The sequence below is a fragment of the Streptomyces armeniacus genome (assembly GCF_003355155.1).
Classification (GTDB): Bacteria; Actinomycetota; Actinomycetes; order Streptomycetales; family Streptomycetaceae; genus Streptomyces; species Streptomyces armeniacus.
This window is the reverse complement of sequence record NZ_CP031320.1, coordinates 4645993-4663827: the sequence shown is the minus strand read 5'-3', so window position 1 is coordinate 4663827 and position 17835 is coordinate 4645993. Positions and strand designations below refer to the sequence as shown.

At 71.7% G+C, this 17835-nt stretch carries 17 protein-coding genes and 1 pseudogene; 8 read left to right on the top strand and 10 right to left on the bottom strand.

Annotation, left to right across the window (positions count from 1 at the left end; translation table 11 throughout):
• Positions 1-3: 3 nt before the first annotated feature.
• Entirely contained in the window at positions 4-318 is a 315-nt protein-coding gene (locus DVA86_RS20245; protein ID WP_208880236.1) for a hypothetical protein, read from the top strand.
• On the opposite strand, the gene DVA86_RS20240 is transcribed toward DVA86_RS20245, so the two are convergent.
• Genes DVA86_RS20240 through DVA86_RS20215 form a run of 6 tightly spaced genes read right to left on the bottom strand, consistent with a single transcriptional unit; the run spans position 315 to position 6212 of the window.
• The gene (locus DVA86_RS20240) at positions 315-1778 is read right to left on the bottom strand and encodes a P-loop NTPase family protein (RefSeq protein ID WP_208880234.1); all 1464 of its coding nucleotides are present in this window, start codon (positions 1776-1778) and stop codon (positions 315-317) included. The genes DVA86_RS20245 and DVA86_RS20240 overlap by 4 nt on opposite strands.
• Positions 1779-1806: 28 nt before the next feature.
• Positions 1807-3300, bottom strand: coding sequence for an SCO6880 family protein (locus DVA86_RS20235; RefSeq protein WP_208880232.1), 1494 nt, complete (start codon positions 3298-3300; stop codon positions 1807-1809).
• Complete coding sequence (locus tag DVA86_RS20230) at positions 3297-4661, bottom strand: hypothetical protein (protein ID WP_208880231.1); 1365 nt, start codon at positions 4659-4661, stop codon at positions 3297-3299. Before DVA86_RS20230 ends, DVA86_RS20235 begins: the two co-directional genes overlap by 4 nt.
• Entirely contained in the window at positions 4661-5380 is a 720-nt protein-coding gene (locus tag DVA86_RS20225; RefSeq protein WP_484421925.1) for a DUF8175 domain-containg protein, read from the bottom strand. The genes DVA86_RS20230 and DVA86_RS20225 overlap by 1 nt, the downstream gene beginning before the upstream one ends.
• Positions 5381-5436: 56 nt before the next feature.
• Positions 5437-5724 (bottom strand): hypothetical protein, encoded by a 288-nt coding sequence (locus tag DVA86_RS20220; RefSeq protein WP_208880228.1) that lies wholly within the window; start codon positions 5722-5724, stop codon positions 5437-5439.
• The gene (locus tag DVA86_RS20215) at positions 5724-6212 is read right to left on the bottom strand and encodes a hypothetical protein (RefSeq protein WP_208880226.1); all 489 of its coding nucleotides are present in this window, start codon (positions 6210-6212) and stop codon (positions 5724-5726) included. The genes DVA86_RS20220 and DVA86_RS20215 overlap by 1 nt, the downstream gene beginning before the upstream one ends.
• 112 nt (positions 6213-6324) lie before the next feature.
• Here DVA86_RS20215 and DVA86_RS20210 point away from each other — a divergent pair, with 112 nt between their 5' ends.
• A complete protein-coding gene (locus tag DVA86_RS20210; protein ID WP_208880224.1) occupies positions 6325-7602 on the top strand; it encodes a M23 family metallopeptidase in 1278 nt (425 codons plus the stop codon).
• A 510-nt stretch (positions 7603-8112) separates the two neighbouring features.
• Here the strand turns inward: DVA86_RS20210 and DVA86_RS20205 are convergent.
• Positions 8113-8436 carry a PadR family transcriptional regulator gene (locus DVA86_RS20205; RefSeq protein ID WP_208884925.1) on the bottom strand — a complete coding sequence of 108 codons (324 nt, stop codon included), beginning with the start codon at positions 8434-8436 and terminating at the stop codon, positions 8113-8115.
• 303 nt (positions 8437-8739) lie between these two features.
• Here DVA86_RS20205 and DVA86_RS20200 point away from each other — a divergent pair, with 303 nt between their 5' ends.
• Both DVA86_RS20200 and DVA86_RS20195 read left to right on the top strand, forming a co-directional pair.
• Positions 8740-8898, top strand: a complete 159-nt coding sequence (locus tag DVA86_RS20200) for a hypothetical protein (RefSeq protein WP_208880222.1) — start codon at positions 8740-8742, stop codon at positions 8896-8898.
• 280 nt (positions 8899-9178) lie between these two features.
• Entirely contained in the window at positions 9179-9598 is a 420-nt protein-coding gene (locus tag DVA86_RS20195) for a helix-turn-helix transcriptional regulator (RefSeq protein ID WP_208880220.1), read from the top strand.
• Between the two features lie 98 nt (positions 9599-9696).
• Here the strand turns inward: DVA86_RS20195 and DVA86_RS20190 are convergent, their stop codons facing one another.
• Positions 9697-10413 carry a hypothetical protein gene (locus DVA86_RS20190; protein ID WP_208880218.1) on the bottom strand — a complete coding sequence of 239 codons (717 nt, stop codon included), beginning with the start codon at positions 10411-10413 and terminating at the stop codon, positions 9697-9699.
• 626 nt (positions 10414-11039) lie between these two features.
• Here DVA86_RS20190 and DVA86_RS20185 point away from each other — a divergent pair.
• The 4 genes from DVA86_RS20185 (at position 11040) to DVA86_RS20170 (ending at position 16366) form a co-directional block, all read left to right on the top strand.
• Complete coding sequence (locus DVA86_RS20185) at positions 11040-12986, top strand: type IV secretory system conjugative DNA transfer family protein (protein WP_208880216.1); 1947 nt, start codon at positions 11040-11042, stop codon at positions 12984-12986.
• Between the two features lie 486 nt (positions 12987-13472).
• Entirely contained in the window at positions 13473-14663 is a 1191-nt protein-coding gene (locus DVA86_RS35370; protein WP_245996810.1) for a DUF932 domain-containing protein, read from the top strand.
• Between the two features lie 113 nt (positions 14664-14776).
• Positions 14777-15379: a hypothetical protein gene (locus tag DVA86_RS20175; RefSeq protein ID WP_208880214.1), complete on the top strand. Its 603-nt coding sequence runs from the start codon at positions 14777-14779 to the stop codon at positions 15377-15379.
• A gap of 102 nt (positions 15380-15481) precedes the next feature.
• Positions 15482-16366, top strand: a complete 885-nt coding sequence (locus DVA86_RS20170) for a hypothetical protein (RefSeq protein ID WP_208880212.1) — start codon at positions 15482-15484, stop codon at positions 16364-16366.
• A gap of 326 nt (positions 16367-16692) precedes the next feature.
• Here DVA86_RS20170 and DVA86_RS20165 read toward each other — a convergent pair.
• A pseudogene (locus DVA86_RS20165) lies at positions 16693-16881 on the bottom strand (SCO4226 family nickel-binding protein); the annotation flags it as partial.
• A gap of 331 nt (positions 16882-17212) precedes the next feature.
• On the bottom strand, positions 17213-17800 hold the full coding sequence (locus tag DVA86_RS20160; RefSeq protein ID WP_208880210.1) for a dihydrofolate reductase family protein: 588 nt from the start codon (positions 17798-17800) through the stop codon (positions 17213-17215).
• Between the last annotated feature and the right edge of the window lie 35 nt (positions 17801-17835).

Below are 17835 nucleotides of genomic sequence, written 5' to 3'. Positions count from 1 at the left end.
AGCATGGAAGCCGTACGGAACGCGCTCGAGGCTCGGCCATGGCGGCCGGAGGACGGCCCGGCCCCGCGGGTGTGGCTGTATCCGTACGGGCGTCGGCCCGCGCTGCGGATACGTGTGGCGGGGCGGTGGCGGCACTGCCTGGTGCACGCCCGCCAGGACTATCCGGACGGCCGTACCGCGTACCAGGTTGAGATCGCACTCTCCGCGTCATCCGACGGCATCGTCGGCACCTACATCCGCACCTACTGGTGGCCGGCCGCGATGCGGCCGACCGCAGACTCCCGGCCAGATACCGGACAGGCCGCTCGGGGACGCTAGACAGGCAGCCGGGCCACCGGCTGCCTGCGGATGGCGGTGTCGGTGTTGTAGAGGTCGATTTCGCCGGGGGTGAGGTGCATCTCGACGGGGATGCCGAGGCGGCCGGCGTTCTTGATGAGGTACTTGCCGCGGCCAGGGTGGGGCCGGTCGGTCTCCCAGGATTCCGGCGCGGACCAGGAGGCGACCATCTCCCGCTCTCGGGTGGTGAGGGAGCGGACCTGGTGGACCCGCCCGAGTTCCAGGTCCGGCAGGGCGCCCATCACGGTGATCGCGGACCGCTCGACCAGGCCCCGGGCCTTGGCCTGATCCTCCGCGGTCGGAAGTGCCTCCAGATCCGACAGCGAGTGCGTGGTGATGATGCTCCCGATCCCCTTCTGCCGGTTGAGACGGGTGAGCCGGTCGGTGCGTTCGACGAGGCCGGGCGCGGCCCGCAAGGACCGCCACATCTCGTCCTGGACGGTGAGGTAGTGACGGGTGTCGCCGACGGCTCGCGCTGCGTCGATCGCACCGAACCCGTACGCCCAGGTGCACAGCAAGGCGGCGGCGACGATGTCGTCGGCGGCGTTGTCCAGGGCGTGGATGTCGAGCGAGACGGCCGGCGCGCTGAGGTCGGCCGGGGTGGTCGTCGGGCCGTCGAACAGGCCCTGGAGCAGGCCCTGGCAGATCCGGGCGAGGGTGCGCAGGATGCCGTCGGTCAGCTCGCGGTACTCCTGCGGGCTTCGGGCCAGGACGGCGCGGCACATCTCGGGGTCGCCGGTCTCGATGACGTGCATGACCTGCGGAATGACCGGCTCTTGGGCCGCGTCCCGGGCCAGGAGGTCCAACGCGCCGCCGAGGGCGAGTTCTTCGGCGTCGGTGACGGCCGCGCCGCGGGAGCCGCGGGCGATGAGGCACAGCGCCAGCAGCAGGTCCAGGCGACGGGACCGGATCTCCGCGCGCAGCGCGCGTGCTCTTTCAGGGCTGGTGCCGTCCAGGGCGGTCACGGCCTGGCCCAGGGCGCCGGAGTCGAGGGGGTTGAGGCGGTCCAGACCCCAGCCGATCCGTACGACTTGGCCACCCAGCCGGGTGACGAGCCCGCCGTACTCGCCCTTGAGGTCGCCCAGGACGACCACGCCGGTGCCGAATGCGGCCAGCCCGACGGCCATGCGCTTGCTGAACGCGGACTTGCCGACGCCGGGCTCGCCGAGTACGAACACCCCGGGGTTGGTGGCCAGGTTCGCCCGGACCCAGTCCACCGGGTCAAGGGCGACGACCTCGCCCCAGATCATGTGCCGGCCGATGGGCACGCCGACAGCGGGGGCACCGGACCCGGCAGTGAACGGGTAGAGGCCGCAGCCCTGAACGGTCGTTGCCTGATAGAGCGGCGGGCAGGCCGCGTGCGCGGCCCGCCCGAGTCCCTGCCCGGGCCAGCCCCAGGACGGCGGGGTGGGCCCCAGACGCGGCATGGTCGGATCCGGCATGGTGCTCCTGGCGCGGAAGGAGGACGGGTCAGCGGGTGCGGCGCCGGACGGCGTCCGGCAGGTAGATGCCAAGCGGGAGCGTGGCAGCGAACGCGGCGGCCTGGGACCAGCGCGCCCGGCGGAGCTTGATCTTGGAGGTTCCGGCGCGCTGCTCGACGTCGGCCACGGCTCGGGGCAGCGCCTCCGGGTCGGTGACGGTCGTGGTGATCACCATCGAGTACAGGCCCAGCCCGGCACCCTGCGCCTCCTCCTGCGCGGCCTGCTCGGCGCGAGCGCGGTCGGCGAGGTCGGTGGCGGTCTCGGCGCGCTGCTGCCGCTGCCGCAGCGCGGCTCGGAAAGCAGCGGCGTTGACCTCCCCCTGCAAGTGGTCGGCGGCGGCTTCGGCGGCATGGGGTTCGTAGGCCAGGGTGACCCGCTTGGGATGCCGGGCGGGGGCGAGCAGCGGCACCAGGACCTCCGAAGTGACGTGCTGCCGGGGCGCGCTCGCCCAGACCCAGGACACCGATGTGCCGGAGTCGTGCTCGTAGTGGCTGCGGTGCTCGCGGGCAGCCACAGGGCCGGCGACGCCGTGGCCGAGCAGGGCGTCGGGGTCGGCCTCGGCACCGGTGCGAGGGTCGTGGGCCAGCGCGCGGGCCACCTCCGGCCGGGAGACGGGGTCGAACGCCGCCCGCGTGATCCCGGCCAGCCTCGCGGCGCTGGCGCGGCCCAGAACCGTTACACCGCACGCGCCCAGAGCATGCTGGAGACCAGCCAGGTTCCGGCCGGCCTCCGCGACGGCCTCCGCGAAGGTGGCACACGGCTCGGGACTGCGCGCCGGGTCGAAGGTGATGCTGACCCGGGTCTCGACCGCCGCGCTCGCGGCAGGGGAGAGCGCAACCAACTCGTGCATGAGTGCGGTGGCGTTCGCCGGCGCGGCCGGGTCGAGGCGGGCGGCCACGTAGTCCTCGAGGGAACTGCCGGGATCCGGCGCGGTGTCCACGGTGACGGCCACCCACCGCACCATGGGGGAGTGCCCTAGGCGCGCCAGCCAGGCACCCCACTGACTGACCCAGGTGTCCACGGAGTCCTGATCGGCCAGGGCGGTGGAGACCGCGGCGACCCGCAAGGTGGCGGTCAGGTGGCCGCTTCGGCGGTGCCAGGCCATGCCGTAGTGCCCGCCGTCGCCGTCCTCGCAGGAGAGGATCGCCACCGGAGCGAGCAGCCCGGGCAAGTCGAGGCCCCGCTTGTGCAGCGTCACCACGCCGGAGGTGAAGACGTCCTGCTCCGCACGTACGCCGTGACGCCAGCGGGCGATGGTCAGCAGCGTCTCCAGCAGCGGCTCTCCCCGCCACCGCAGCGCGGTCAGCGCCGCCGCCACCGCGGCTGCGGGGCCGACGTACAGCAGCAGCCGGATGTCCACCGCGGCGGTCAGCATCACGGTGATCAACAGGCCCAGCAGGATCAGGGACTGGCCCAGCGTCAGGTTGCCCAGCCCGATTCCCCGAGTGAGGCGCCAGCCTCCGTACAGACGCACTGAGGTCACTTGCTGCCTTCCTTTCCGGGCTCGCGGGGCGAGGCGGGCTGGGCGTCAGCGCCCTCGGTCATGGCACGCCCGACGGCCTTCGCGCCTGCGGCGCCCACGACGGCGGCAGCGGCGGCGGCGCCGATGGGGCCAGCGGCGGCTGTGGCCTTCGCGCCGACCGCTCCGGCGGCGCCTGCTGACGCCTCGCCCGCTGCGGGCGCAGCCGCTCCGGCCCCTGAGGCAGCCGCGCCGCCGGCACCCGTCGCCCCGCTGCCGCCGGCCGCACCACCACCGGATGTTCCGGGGGCGCCTGGAGTCCCGGAGATGGTGCCGGGCGTCCAGGCCGGACCGCCGGGGCCCGCGGGGTCCGCTGCGGGGGTACGGGACCCGGGCACGGCACCGGAAGCGACCGAGCCGGGCCCGGTCTGGCCGCCGCCCGGAGTGCCTTGATGGGGGAGGGCGGAGCCGATCAGCCGGGCGTGCTGATCAGGGCTCATCCGGCCGCTCCCGCGGACGGCGGCGGCGCCCCGGATCTGATAGGCCATCGCGACTCCTGCGGCCTTCGAGGACCCGCTGCCGCCCCCGCCACTGCTCGTGCTGACCACCCAGGAGAACAGCTTCATCAACGTCGGCAGGGCGAAGTTGGCGATGACGAGCATGGTGATGCCAACCAGCGTCTCCTGGCCGCCGCGTGCGTGCTCAAGCATGCTGAAGGCGGCGAAGTAGACGAGAGAGGCCGCCGGTTGCCAGAAGATCAGCGCCAGGCACCATCCCGTGATCTTGCTGAGCCAGGGGCGGCCCAGCCCCAGTGAGCCGGACGCCGCCAGCGGCAGGCACCCGGCGAGGATCACCACCGCGCCTTCCCGGAAGAGGGAGATCAGCCACTGCACCACGCCCGCCAGGAAGCCGATCAGGGACAGCAGCAGGATCACGCCGATGTTGTCCTCCACGGGGAGGTCGAACGCCTCGACGAGCTGCTCGCCGAGTTTGCGGGTTCTGGCGGAGTCCAGGACCCATCCGGAGAAGGCGGCCGCGGCTTTCATCGCCGAGTTGAGGACCAGGGTGCCCGCGACGGTCCAGAACGTCAGCTTGGCGACGCCTTCGCCCATGCTCAGCAGCGGGTCGGGCGAGCCGGAGAGCACCATCCGGATTCCGAAAACGATCATCCCGGCGGCGGCCACGCTCACTGTGAGCGGCATCGTGACCTCGCGGACGGCGTTCACAACGCCGGTGTTCAGCTGGTCGGCGCTGGTATCCACCCACCAGGTGAAGCTCTCGGTGATGATCCACGCGGCGGCGTCGGCGATCGCCTCAGCCATGGCCTCCAGGCCGGAGCGGGCCGCGTCCGCGACGCACCCGCCAGGGTCGGTGATGCCGCACATCAGTCCTCACCGGGGAAGAGGGTGTAGCCGGCGGTTCCCGTGACGGACTGCCCTGGCCACTTGCCGCCGGGAGGCGTGCGGAGCGCCCAGTCGCCGTCGGACCAGGTGAGCGTGACGGGGACGGACACCAGGACTTCACCGCCGTCCGGTCCGGCGCCGCGCGAGAGGAGATGCACGGTCACCTGTTCGGCGGAGGAAGCGGCAGCGGGGGCGGCGTAGCCGATGACCTGGGCGTGGATCCGCAGTGGCTCACCTTCGGGCAGGCCGGACGCGTCACGTGCCTTCGCGTAGTCGGCATCCACTTGTGCCAGGAAGGCGGTCCGGTCACCCTTCATGCGTTCGGCGTTCGGTACGTACACCTTCGGGCCCACCTGCGGTGAGACGCGGGTGGCGAGGTGTACGGCGGCCAGCGCCGCGCCGCCGATGTCGCGGGTGAACCCCGAAGCGGCCTGCTCTGTCGCGTTCTTGGGGCCGTGGACGGGGCTGACGGGCAGCTGCGCGCCGTGGACGTCCATGCGGGTCAGGCCGTTCCAGTCCGGTTCCCCCTGTTCCCGGGGCGCCGCCGGGGCTGGCTTGCCGTTGCCGGCACCGTCCGGCCCGTGCTCCGGCTCCGAGGAGGGTGCGGCGGCAGGCGGCGGCGCGGTGTCCTCGCCCCATCCCTGGCTGTGGCCGATCATCGCCGCACCCAGAGCGGCCAGCACCAGACCCCCGCCGACCATGATGGCCACAGGCCGCCGGCGCTTCCCCGGTTCGGGCGCGGCTGTCGGGCCCGGGGTCACAGGAACATCCCGAGGATCCCCGCTCCCACCCCGCCGATGAACAAGGTGCCCAAGACCTTCATCGGCAGTTCGGCGACCGCGTCCGCGGCCGTCGTGGCCCCGCGCCCGCCTTGCGAACCCAGCTGCATACGGATGCCGGTGTAGATGAAGGAGCCCGCGGCGATGGCGAATCCGCCCCACTTCAGGATGCCAAGGAGGGTGTCGCGCGGCCCGGTGAGCCCTTTCGGCGTCTTGGCGCCGGGGTTGGGAACACCATCCGCCAGAAGCGCCAGCACGTCCTGCATCACGCGGTCCTCACCGCCACGGCGGACCGCAGCGCGGCCAGGGCTTCGGTCAGCGGCCGGGTCGGCGGTACCGACAGCGGGTCGTCGGTGTCTCGCCAGGCCGGAACGTACGGGACGCGCACAACCGCCCGGACACGGTCCTGCACGAGCCGCAGCCTGGCCCGTACCGTCTGCGGCTCCCGCAACGTGCTGTCGGCTACCAGCACGAGCAGCGGCGGCGCGGCCAACCAGCCGCTCGCGATGTTCTGGTGGGCGCAGGCCACACCCCGCGTTGCCCAGTGCATGCCGTACGCAGTGCCCCGCGCGACCAGCAGCAGCGGATCGTCGCCGGTGTGCAGTTGATCGCGCTGGACCTCGCGCGCGGCCGGGGCCAGCAGCCGCGCGAGGGTGGTCGACCCGCATCCGCCGTGGCAGCCGACCACGGCGACCGGCGGCAGCACGTCGGCCGGCGGGCCACTTGCCGCACGCTGTGCACGGGTTACAGCCATCGCCTCTCCCTCCGTCCTGGGGCTCCGGCCTGGCTCAACGACCACCCTGCACGGTTAGTTATCGTCTGTATGCGAAACGTAGTTGGTGGGGGGTGGCCTGCGAGGGAGCGGTATGCGTTCGGGCACATCAGCGGCGTGGGCGGGTGGCAGTGGCGCGCTGGCTCTCGTCGCCCTCCCGCTGTTCCTTTTCGCAGGAATCGGGGGCGACGCGGCGACCGCAGGGGCGGGATGCGCGCCGGCCGCCGCGGCCGGGCCTGCCCAGCCTGCTGGACCGGACAGCGCCTCCTCCGGCCCGCACATCGACCTGCCCCTCGCGCAGGCCGACGCCCGGCCGCCCGTACCGCCCCAGACGCTCCACTCCGCGTCCTGGACGTACCCGGTTCCCGCACCGGCCACAGTCACCGCACGCTTCGGGCAGGACGGGCCGAACTGGTCGAAGCGGCACACCGGAACCGACTTCGCCCCGCCCGCGGGCACGCCAGTCTTCGCGGCCACCGACGGCGTCGTCCTGGCGGTCGTCCCGGAGAGCGCCGGCCACGCCTTCGGCAGGTACGTCACCGTGCTGCACGCCGACAACGTCGTGACCGTGTACGCGCACCTCTCGAAGGCCCTGCCCGCGCGTGGACAGCACCTGAATGCAGGCGACCGGATCGGCGCCGTCGGCGCCACCGGCAACACCACCGGCCCGCACCTTCACTTCGAAGTCCGGCCCCAGATCGGCGGCCGCCATCTCCCCGTCGACCCCGAGCCGTATCTCACCGCCGCCGCGCTCCCGGCCGCCGGGCCGGCCGTCGCCGCGGCATCGGCCGCCGACTGCCTCCCGCTCGCGGGGCGGGCCGGCACCTCCTCCTCCCTGCCCGACCTCGCGCGGAAGATGACCCCCACGATCCAGCGGCAACTCACCGGTTGTCCGGAACTGCCGCTGGAGTGGGTCTACGCCCAGGTGATGGCGGAGAGCCGGTGGAAACCCGGCGCCTGGTCGGCTGACAGCAACGGGGGAGCGGGCGGCCTCTACCAGCTCAGCCGCCCCGTGTGGAAAGCCGTCGAGGGAACGGCCGGGACCTGGAGCCAGGGCAGCAAACCCCCGAGCGGCCACGCGGTGTGGGAGCCCGCAGTCCACCTCCGGGTCGGCATCACCTACACCTGCGGCAACCTCCGGAAGATGACGGCCTATCTCACCCGGCACCCGGGCAAACGGATCAGCGCCCTCGACGCGATGGCCGTCTGCCACGTTGCCGGATGCGGACGCGTCACCTGGTCCGCGACCGGTATGCCAACCCCCGGCGAGGCCGGCTGCGGCCAGCAGTGCGTGACCACCATCCGCACCTACCTCACCAACATCCACCGCTACCTGCGCGCCTACACCGGCGTATCCGGCCAGAAGTCGTGAATGCTCCCTGCCGTACGGACGACCGCTGCCAACTGCTGGCGCTCGATCCTCGGCAACTCGATCAGTCAGGCATACAACCGGGAGCCCTAACGGTGCCTGGGCCGTCTGCCGCTGCCGTGCCAGACATCGAAACAGCGACGATGACCGCTATCGGCACGCAGCGCACCACCCTGCGCAGGTCCTTGGCGGCTTCGCGCCACCGGCCTCGGCGGACCGCACGCCTTCGGCCTTGGCAGGCCGCACGCCGGATGGGCAGGGCACGAATGAGGACGCGGAGAGCGTAGACGGTCTGCTGGCGCCCGGGCCCGTCGCTGAGCTCCCACAGATCTGCCTGCCACTCTTCCAGGTAGCGGGAGCGATCCGCCCGCGGGAGCAGGAGTGAGGCTGCTGTCGTCAGCCGATGAGCCAGCGGTCCGATCCGGTTGTGGTCACACCCCGGCGAATCGGGGAGTTCTCGGATCAGGGCAGTGTCTCCGTCTGGAACGTTTGCCCGATCACGGATGGCTCTGATCACGCGTGGGCCTCTCCGGGAAGATTCAGAGACATCCCTCGCAGCGCGTTTCGGCGAGCCTTAGCGCGGGCCAGCGCGACGGGGGCCTGTGAGCAGCCTTCCTGGCTGAGCTGGTAGTACCGTCTGCGCGGGCGGCCCTGCTGATGAGCTCGGTCTGAGTCCTCCCATCGGGAGGTCAACCAGCCCACTGCTTCCAGTCGAGCCAGGATCGGGTGGATCGTGCCACTGGCCAGCCCGGCCTGGGAGCCGATCTGAAGTCCGTAGAGCTCTTGGGACGGCTGCTCCAGCAGAACCTGCAGGACGAGTTGCGTGGGAAGCGTCATCCGCGGCTGCGGAGCGGCAGGTCTCTTCGGCATGTTTTATCTCTACCATGGGCTAGGTAGAGATAAACCAACAGGGAGTGTGGAAGGCTCCAAGTCCGCGTCCGTCCCGCCTACTTCGTGAACCGCAGGGCGATCAAGTTCGACAGAAGGGCACCCCCGGCAAAATCACAAGTGCACAACCTCGTAGGCTTCTTCCAAGCGCAAGGGAGCCCGTGTCCAGCCGTCCGGCATCCAACCTCGGGCTGACAAGGACTCCCTGCGCGGAACCACCACTGTCTTGAGCGTTGACGAGAGGGGCACCACATGCAGTCTACGGAGAGACGTCTGCCGAGGCCCGACCGCTTCAGGAAACGATGGCGGCGCTACGGCCGGCTCGTGGCGACGAACTTCCTGCGCGGCGCGGCGTACGCGTCCGGCACCGCGACCATCGGCCTCTTAGCGTGGTGGGTGCAGGCGCGCTAGACCGCAACGAGCACAGCCCAGGGGCCCCTTCGGAACCGGAACATCCGAAGGGGCCGCGTGCGTCGGGACGTTCGTTGTCGGCGGACCCATTCCGGCGCGCCGCCGTACGGCAGGCGGCCCCACACCGACACGCGATGCTGTAGCGTTTTTGGTGACGGCGAGAAGGGCCGGCGGGACACCACCCTCGGGTGGTGACGGCATCCGCCGGCCCCGAACCCCATCACACGCCAGACAGGCGTGACGATGCATCACCAGCATATCGGCCGGAGGCACCCACACGATGAACCCGAACTCCGGACAGGACGGTGAGCACGGCGAGGACGTGCTGCTGACTGCCGAGCAGGCCGCCGACATCCTCGGTATCGGCGCATCGACGCTCCGGGCGTACGCGGCCCGTGGCGAGGCGCCGTCTGGTCGGAAGATCGGCCGCAAGCGACGGTGGACGCTTCGGGAGATCGAGCACCACCGTGATCACCCGCCGAGCGCGAACCCCGCCCGCACCGGCCGCCCGCCCGGCGCCCGTGACACCCGCCGTCGGCGTCCGACGGCCCGCGGCTCACTCGCCGCCCGCCGGGCCGCAGAGCTCGCTGGCCGTCTCGCTGACGGTGACACGGTCACCACCGAGCAGATCATGAGCACGTACGGCGTCACCGAACGCACGGCGCAGCGCCTCCTGAAGCGCGCCCGCAGCAGCGGGTGAGTCAGCCCCGCGGGTGCAGCGGATACTCCAGGGCCGCTCCCAGGCCGGGGGTTCAGTCCTTCGCGTACGCTGCGGGCATGCCTCCTGCTGCCCGGTCGTCAGAGCCGGGGCTGCCACGGCCGGACGACGACGCAGGGTCGCAATCCTGCCGCCGCCGCGGTCCGGTTTGCTTCCTCCGCCACCGCGGCCAGAGGATCGGCCAGGCCGGGCCAGGCCCAGTACACGACACCGTGCACGTGCTCGGCGTACACGTACGACAGCATGATCGACAGCAGCCGTGCTCGACCCTTCCGGGCGCGCTCCAGCTCGTGCACCCACACCTGCTCGGCGCCGTCCTCACTCGTGACGACCGACGCCAGATCCGGAAAAGAGCGCCCGCCGGTCCCTCGCCCGGCACCGATCTCGATGTCGGACCGCAGCCGGGCACCAGGCCCGGAGGATGGATTCGGCTCGGATCGCCGGATCTCCTGCTCCGTGACGAGCTGGTGGTCCGGCTGGGTCACCGCCAGATGATGCGCGAGCTCGACCACCTCCAGGTCGTGCACGAGCTCGCCGACGCTCGGGGACCCCGGGGTGCCCTCGACGCCGGCGGCCGCCATCCCGGCCCGGGTCAGCCAGTGGATCCGAGGCTGGTCTCCCAGGGGCCGCGCTTGCTGGAGCAGCTCCAGCTGGTGCAGGGCGCGGAGCCTGCGCTCGTAGACTTCCCGCCGCCGCGTCCGCTCCGTTCGCCGGTCGAACTCCCTAGCCACCTGAGGGCAGGTGACGGCCCGCCAGCGCGCCGCCCACTGCAGGATCTCCAGGTCCCGGCTGGTCATCACATGATTCCGCCGGGCCGTGGTCGTCGGCATTCGTCCGCCTCTCTCCCGCCACCGGGTGTCGGCCGGATGTGCTCGGGGTGTGCTCTCGGGGGTGCGTGGGGTCTGCGCGCCGGAGGATAGCCGGACAGTTCGTGACCTGCAGAAACGCTTGCCCCAATCGTGTGACCTTTGCTGTTCTCGGCTTGGAGGCGTGACGGCCGCAAGGTCAGGGCGCGCGTCCTGCGGCGGTGTCCTGCCGGTCGCTGTGACGCTTCCCGTACGGGCCCGGGTCGTACGGGGAAGCGGAGTGGGAGAGGGGGCGCTCCGCGCCCCGTGCTCCGCAGCTCCGCTGCGGGCCCCAGCTCCGCAGGGGAGTTCGCCGCTTCGCGGCTCACGGCCGCGCTGCCGCTCCGCGGCATCCGCGCGCCCGGCGGGTGAAGCCGCTCCGCGGCTCACGAGAGGCGGGCGCTGCGCGCCCGTTGGGGGTCCGCGCCCTGGCGGTGGGAGGGGCGCGGTACGGTACGGAGTCGTGTTCTCTCCGTGCACGGGTGGGTGCAGTGAGTGATAGAGGGGTGGTTCGGCCGACTGCGCGTTGGGGTGGGCAGGAGCGGCGGACGGTCTCGGCGTGGGAATCGCTGGCTCGGATGCTCGCGGTCCCGGCAGTGGTCCTGGCGCCGATCTCCCTGGGGGTCGCGGTGCTCGTGGTCGCGGGCGGGCGCCGCCTGCGGCTGCGGGGCCGGTGGTGGATGGCCGGAGGCGGGGCGGTCGGCGCCGCTCTGGTGGCCGCGTGCGGTGGCTGGGGGGCGTACCTCGCCCCATACCGGGAGATCGCACGCAAGGTACCTGCGATGGACCGGGAGAGCTTGCTGAGAGAAGGGCCGGAGGGCCTGGCGCAGGATGCTGCCGGGCGGTGCCCGGACTGGCTGGCGAGCCAGGCTCCGCTCGCGGTCGCAACCGGTGTCCTGATCGGCGGGGCGTGGCTGATGTGGCGGTGGCGGCACCGTGCCCGGTGGCGGGAAGAGCCGGAGCAGCTACCCGAGGACCAGCTCGACGCCGCGGTCGCGGCCGTAGGGGAGCAGGACGACCGGGAGCCCGCACGCGGTCTGCCGGAGCTCCGAGTGCGGCTCGGCGTCGATACCGAAACCGGCGCCGTGTACGACATCCCCGGCTCGGCGCTGAGGCAGCACGTGTTCGTCGCGGGAGCTACCGGCTACGGCAAGAGCAGCACGATCGAGCGTCTGCTGCACCAGCTGGTCGCCACCCCGCACGCGAGGCCGCTCACCATCCCGATCGTGTTCATCGATATGAAGGCCGACCCGGACTTCGCCGCCGCGCTCGAGACGATGGCCCGTACGGCCGGGCGCCGGTTCCGGATGGTGACAGTCACCGGCCGCGGCTGCGCCTACAACCCGATCCGGTTTGGGACGGTCGAGCAGGTGTGTTCCCGGATCGTCGAAACCCTCGACCAGGTCGCCGGCGGAGGGTTCAGCGAACCCCATCACCGGGAAGCCGCCGAGGTCTTCCTCCGGCACGCCATGCGCGCCCTGGACGACCTGGTTGACCAGGGGGTGACCGAGTCCTTCCCGGACGGCACACGTTCCTGGCGGCGGGACCTGCCCGATCTGTCCCGGCTGATGAGTGTGAAGGCCCTCGCGGACCGTACCCGGATGCTGAAGAGCACGACCGGCCGGGTCGTGCACCAGTACCTGGACTATCTGCAGCGCGACGGGCGCGAACTCCAGCGCTCCGTGCCCGGCCTGGCCGCACGCATCGTCAACATGTCAGCGGGTGACGCCGGCCGCGTGCTCGCCGACCGGCCCGACGGCATCGCCCTGTACGAGTCCATCAAGTCCGGGGACATCGTACTGTTCAGCCTCTCCGCCGCCCGCGATGCGCGGGCCGCCCGCCAGATCGGCAGCCTGGCGCTGACGGACCTGGGCGCGGTCGGCGACCGCCTGCTGGAGGAAGGCTGGGGTGTCCACGGCTTCTTCTTCGCCGGGGTCGACGAATTCTCCGCACTCGGAGGGTCGACCATGACCAGCCTGTTCCTGCGCATCCGGGGAGCGGGAGGCGGACTCCTGCTGGCCACCCAGGACCTCGCGGACCTGGACGCCGTAAGCCGGGAGTTCGCGGCCGCGGTGATGACCAACAGCAACATCATGATCTTGCATCGGCAGCGGTCCGCAGCCGAGCCCATCGCGGCGCTGCTGGGCACCCGACCCGGATGGGAAGAGGTGCTGCAGGTCCAGGACGACGCCGGACCGCTCGGCACCACCACCGGTACCACCGGCTCGTCGTCGCTGCGGCCCGTACGCGAACGGATCGTGGAACCGGAGAAGCTGCGCAGACTCGCCCCCGGGCGCGCGGTGGTCGCCGTCGGGCATCCGCTGGACACCACACAGACAGTGCGCGTCGCCCTGGCACCCCGGCGGCACGCGCCGGGGTGCCCGCACACCACGACCGTGCCCGCCGCCGCGGCGGCACCGCCCCCGCCGCCGCCGCACACCATCCCTCCCCGGCCGCCCGCTCCACCCGCAGCGCCGGACCCCGCCGCACCGCCGGCCGTCGACGGCGCCGACATGTGGCACTGACGCCCGGAACAGCCCGCGGCGGCGCCTGCCCGATCCTCGAGATGCCTCCGGCGGCCCTCCGGGGGGCACGACGCGAGCCAGAGGGGGAGAGGGCGCCGCTGCGCGGTGCGGCCCGGCGGGTGGTTGCGGTGAAGGCGCCGGGGACGGGTGGTCCCTCCGCCCGGCCGACACTCCGCACCCTGCCACCCCCGGACGGAGGTGCCGGGCAGGCCGCTACGCGGTCGCCCTCCGGGCGAGCCCGGCACCCCCACCCGGGCGCGGCCCACCGTGAGCGCCGACCGACCGGAGGGACCACCCGTCCCCGGCGCCCCGGTGTGCCGAGGGCTCGGCACCGCGATAAGGCGCGCCCAACTGACCACAAACACGCTCTGACCTGCGTGTCTTACGCGTCGCACCACCATGATTGCTGTAGAGTTTTCTGTGTCGGGAAGGGAACGGCACCCGAACCGACGCCCCATCACCACACACCAGACAGGAGCACAGGACGTGACCGCACCAGCCCAGATCACACCCACCCAGGCGGAGCTGTTCGCCAGCCGCGCCACCACCGACACCACGGACGCGATGAGCGCCCGCAACGCGGAGCTCGGCGACCTCGCGCGGATCCTCCAGCGCCAGCACGATTCCAAGATCGACATGGTTGCCCCCGCCTCCGTGCTCAGCGCCCATGGCGGCACCCTCACTGTGCGGGGACTTCCGCCGGTCATCACCCCCAGCGGCGTGATGACGGCCGACGGCACCTATCGGCCTACCGCCGTCGCGGACGAGGGGATCGCCGCCAAGCTCGGCATCCCGCTGAACTACCTCCGCCGGATGCGCACCGAGCGACCCGACCTCTACGACACCAACATCAACGGGTGGCTTTCCAAGGACGACCGCAGGTTCCTGCTTCGCGGATTCAACGACGGCCGGGGCAATGAGGGCGTGCTCCGCGCGTTCCTCTCCGACAGCTACAAGGTGATCGACAACTTCGACGTACTCACGGCCGCGCTGGCCGGAGTGAAGGAATCCGGCCACGACGTGAAGATCACCGGATGTGACCTCACCGACCGCCGAATGATCGTCCGCGTGCAGTCAGAGCACGTCAAGGCACTCGCCCCCGCACTGCTGAAGAACTACCGCTCCCCATTCACCGGGGAGAGCGGCAGCGAGCTGCCGATCGTGTCCGCCGGGTTCGTGCTCGCCAACAGCGAAGTCGGCGCCGGGGCGTTCAGCATCGTCCCCCGCATCGTGGTCCAAGTCTGCGACAACGGGATGACCATCGGTAAGGACGCGCTCCGCGCCGTCCACCTCGGCGCGAAGCTGGACGCGGGGATCATCCGGTGGTCCGGTGACACCGAGACGAAGAACCTTCAACTCATCACCGCGCAGGCCCGCGACGCCGTCGCAACGTTCCTTGACCGGTCGTACGTCGAAACCAAGATCGCGGAGATTGAGCGGGAGGCGGCCCGCCCTGTCACCGACGCCGTGAAGACGGTCGAAGTCGTCTCCAAGAAGCTCCGCTTCTCCGAGGAACTGCGGGATTCGATCCTTCAGCAGTACATCCGAGGCGGCCAGACCACGGCTGGCGGCGTCATGCAGGCCATCACCGCCACCGCCCAGACCCTCACGGACGCGGACGCCGCGTACGACCTCGAGGCGCAGGCCCTTACCGCAATGAGCCTCGCGGCCGCATAGCCGCCGTACGGGCCGGGGGCACCCCGCCCCCGGCCCTCTGTCCGCCGGTCCGCGGGAACGGCACCCGAACCGGCGCCCCCCATCACCCACCCCACACCAGACAAGGAGCCGCCATGCCCAAAACCGCTCAACGGCGCCGCAACGGCCGCCGCTTCGTGAACGAACTCGCAGATGTAACCGTGCTCAGCCTCGACTACCCCGAGGTCTGGAAAGACGTCCTCTGGACCGCCGCCATGCACCCCGAGCGCGCCACCGTCACCAACATCGCACTGATCGCCGCGCAGGCACCACGCGAGATCGTTGACAGCGCACAGGGCTGGCAGTGCCGAGGCCGCCGGGTCCGTACCGACGAGACCGGCCACCGCATCTACACCGCCGTGCGCAGTCCACGCGGCCGGCGCCTGGACGCCGCCCACGGGATTGTACGGAGCTTCGCCACCGGCGAGGTATACGCGTACTCGCAAACCGAACCCAGCCCGCACCAGCAGACAGCCAAGCCCGGCGCGCCCCTGCCCCGCGACCCCGACGCAGCGGACGCCGCCGTCTGCAAGGCACTCGGAGCGCGGCGCCTCGCCTACCACCCGGACCAGGACCACAGCTCACACCTGCTGGCCCTGACCGCCTGCGACCACCCCAACTTCAGCCCGCCCGAGTTCACCTCAGCCGCCCACGTCATCTCCGCTGGCCGAGCCCTTGCGTTCGAACTGGCCGACTGACCACCGACTCAGCACAGCGGCGACCGACCCGCCGCCCTCACCCCGTCACCAACAGCCGGACCCGGGAACGGCACCCGGACCCGCCCACCACGAGAGGACACGATGACCCCCACCCCCCGTGTACGCGCGAGGCAAACCGTCGCGCACATCACCGACGACGCACTGGCCGACCTCCCGCCCGGCCTCGTCATCCGTACCTTCACCGGCCGTCACGGCGCTCCCGCAGCCGTGGTCCGCTGGGGACCCCGCGTCAGCACGCACCCCACAACCGAACTCAAGCCGAACGCCGAGGAGGCCAGCGCCGCCGACCTCAGCAACCGAGCCGCCGAACTCCTCACCCACCGCGCCCGAGCCAGGACAGAACTGGTCGCCGCACGCTACAGCGCGTCCAGCCCGGCAGCCATCGAGACGGCTTGCGAGGCCCTGACCCGCCAGGTATGGGACCTGATCAACCGCGTCGCCGCACCGGCCCTGGCCGACGACCCCGCCACCAGAAGCACATGGGCCACATACACCGCCGCCCGCGCAATGGCCGCGTACGGCCACCACGCCACCGCCGACGGCCGCGCCCCAAGCCTCGCCGAGCGCTTCACGTGCGGCAACGCCGCCACCAGCGCAGTCGCCCGCCTCCTCCGCATCCCCGGCGTGTGGCAGAGCAAGCCCGACCCCGAGCAAGTACAGGAAGCAGCACGCGAAGTCGTCCGGTGCCTCTGCCACCACTTCCACGGCACCGCAACCCCCGCTCAACTCGCCGACTCCGCCCACACCCTCAGCATGGGCGGCACCCTCAACGGCAGTCCGAGGTACGAGCGGGCCGCATGGACCCTCGCCGCCGTACTGGATCACGCCACCGTCAACGGGGCACGCCGCCACGAGATTCTCCGCAACGGCTGCACCTGGTTCCTCGACGACCTCAGCGAAACCGCGCCAGACCACGCGGAAGCACTCGCCGACGACATCGCGGTGTTCCTCAACCGCCCCTTCTGACCCGCTCGTTCACCGTTGCCCGGGGGCCCCGGAACAGCACCCGGGCCCCCGGCCCCCCACCGCCCGGCTGCCCGCCCCCCGCGCCGGCGCCGGGGGTCTGGCCGGTGGTCGCCAGCGGGTACCCGGCCGAGGGCGGCGTGCCGCCCCGCACCGACGGGCCGAAGGGGAGCTACGACATCGCGGCCCGGCTCCAGCAGGCCGGCAACGGCAGCATGGCGATCATGGCGGGCGTGCGCCGCGCCTGCGAGGTGTGGGACCGCATCGGGCGCGAGCGCATCGAGAAGCGCGTCGTCGGGCTGTCCGACCACCTGAAGGAGCTCGTCGCCACGGCGCACCGCGTCGGCGGACGGCGCCTCGGAGAGGCAGTAGACGGTGCCGGACTCCGGGTCGGCCCACGCCTTCTCGAAGTGCACGTTCTCGTCCTTCTCGATGGCCTGGTCGGCGGCGTGCGCCTCCCTGAGCTGATCTGCGGTGATGCCCTTCATGCCGTGGTGGACGTCCATGAATGTGGCCATTGCTCCCACACCTCCGGCGGCTGCGGTGATCGGAGGGCACGGCCGCCGCCCTGGCGAGGCCCCGCGGGTCCGTACGGGGGCTTGGTGCCGTGCGGTGTCCGCGTCCTCCCGCACTGTCTGTGCACTTCCATCGTGCGCTCGTCGTACGACGCCCGCCAATGCGGGTCGGCCACCGCCCGCGGCGAGCCCCGGCACCCAGCCAGGCACGACCACGCAACCGGCCACACAACGGTCGATGGACCGACAGCGATCCGGCACACCTCACGCACACCGTGGCCGAGGGCCGTCCTCAAACGCCGGACGGGCTGGAAGGTGGGACTGACCGCCATCGTCAAGCGGCGGGCCGCGGGGTGGGCCTGCAGTACACGGCCACCGCCCCGCTCTCGAACGACGTCGAGCTGATCAGCTCCATCCCCTGCTGCCCCTCCAGCCGGTCGAACCAGCTCGCCCCCGGCGAGTAGACCGGGAAGACGAAGAAGCGGAACTCGTCGACCAGGCCCAGCCGTACGAGGGTCTGGGCGAGCCGCGCGCCGCCGGACAGGTGGATGTCCCGGCCCGGCCGGGCCTTGAGGTCCTCGACGAAGGCCCGGATCTCGTCGTCGCCCGACACGGCCACCGGTTCGGCGTTGTGCCACTCCAGCGTCAGGTCCGGGTCGGTGGTGAACACGTACTTCTTGTACGAGTGCATCTTCTCGGCCATCGCCTTCTGCGGCTCACCGGCGCCCTCCTCGTCGCCGGCGGTGGGCCAGTACGCGTACATCTCCTCCGCGGTCACCCGGCCCACCAGGATGGTGTCGAACGTGGCGTAGCCGCGGTCGATCTCCTGGTAGTGGTCGTCGCTCACTCCGGTCACCCATGCGTCCGGGTCGTCGAGCCGCCCGTTGAGCGTGGTCATCATCGCCAGCACGACTCTGCGCACGTGTCCTCCTGTGTCCGATTTCGGTACGCCGACCC

Coding starts and splice junctions, on each gene's coding strand:
- DVA86_RS20245 (WP_208880236.1), top strand. CDS start 4: ATGGAAGCCGTACGGAACGCGCTCGAGGCTCGGCCATGGCGGCCGGAG.
- DVA86_RS20240 (WP_208880234.1), bottom strand. CDS start 1,778: ATGCCGGATCCGACCATGCCGCGTCTGGGGCCCACCCCGCCGTCCTGG.
- DVA86_RS20230 (WP_208880231.1), bottom strand. CDS start 4,661: ATGTGCGGCATCACCGACCCTGGCGGGTGCGTCGCGGACGCGGCCCGC.
- DVA86_RS20225 (WP_484421925.1), bottom strand. CDS start 5,380: ATGGTCGGCGGGGGTCTGGTGCTGGCCGCTCTGGGTGCGGCGATGATC.
- DVA86_RS20220 (WP_208880228.1), bottom strand. CDS start 5,724: ATGCAGGACGTGCTGGCGCTTCTGGCGGATGGTGTTCCCAACCCCGGC.
- DVA86_RS20215 (WP_208880226.1), bottom strand. CDS start 6,212: ATGGCTGTAACCCGTGCACAGCGTGCGGCAAGTGGCCCGCCGGCCGAC.
- DVA86_RS20210 (WP_208880224.1), top strand. CDS start 6,325: ATGCGTTCGGGCACATCAGCGGCGTGGGCGGGTGGCAGTGGCGCGCTG.
- DVA86_RS20205 (WP_208884925.1), bottom strand. CDS start 8,436: ATGACGCTTCCCACGCAACTCGTCCTGCAGGTTCTGCTGGAGCAGCCG.
- DVA86_RS20200 (WP_208880222.1), top strand. CDS start 8,740: ATGCAGTCTACGGAGAGACGTCTGCCGAGGCCCGACCGCTTCAGGAAA.
- DVA86_RS20195 (WP_208880220.1), top strand. CDS start 9,179: ATGAACCCGAACTCCGGACAGGACGGTGAGCACGGCGAGGACGTGCTG.
- DVA86_RS20190 (WP_208880218.1), bottom strand. CDS start 10,413: ATGACCAGCCGGGACCTGGAGATCCTGCAGTGGGCGGCGCGCTGGCGG.
- DVA86_RS20185 (WP_208880216.1), top strand. CDS start 11,040: ATGCTCGCGGTCCCGGCAGTGGTCCTGGCGCCGATCTCCCTGGGGGTC.
- DVA86_RS20175 (WP_208880214.1), top strand. CDS start 14,777: ATGCCCAAAACCGCTCAACGGCGCCGCAACGGCCGCCGCTTCGTGAAC.
- DVA86_RS20170 (WP_208880212.1), top strand. CDS start 15,482: ATGACCCCCACCCCCCGTGTACGCGCGAGGCAAACCGTCGCGCACATC.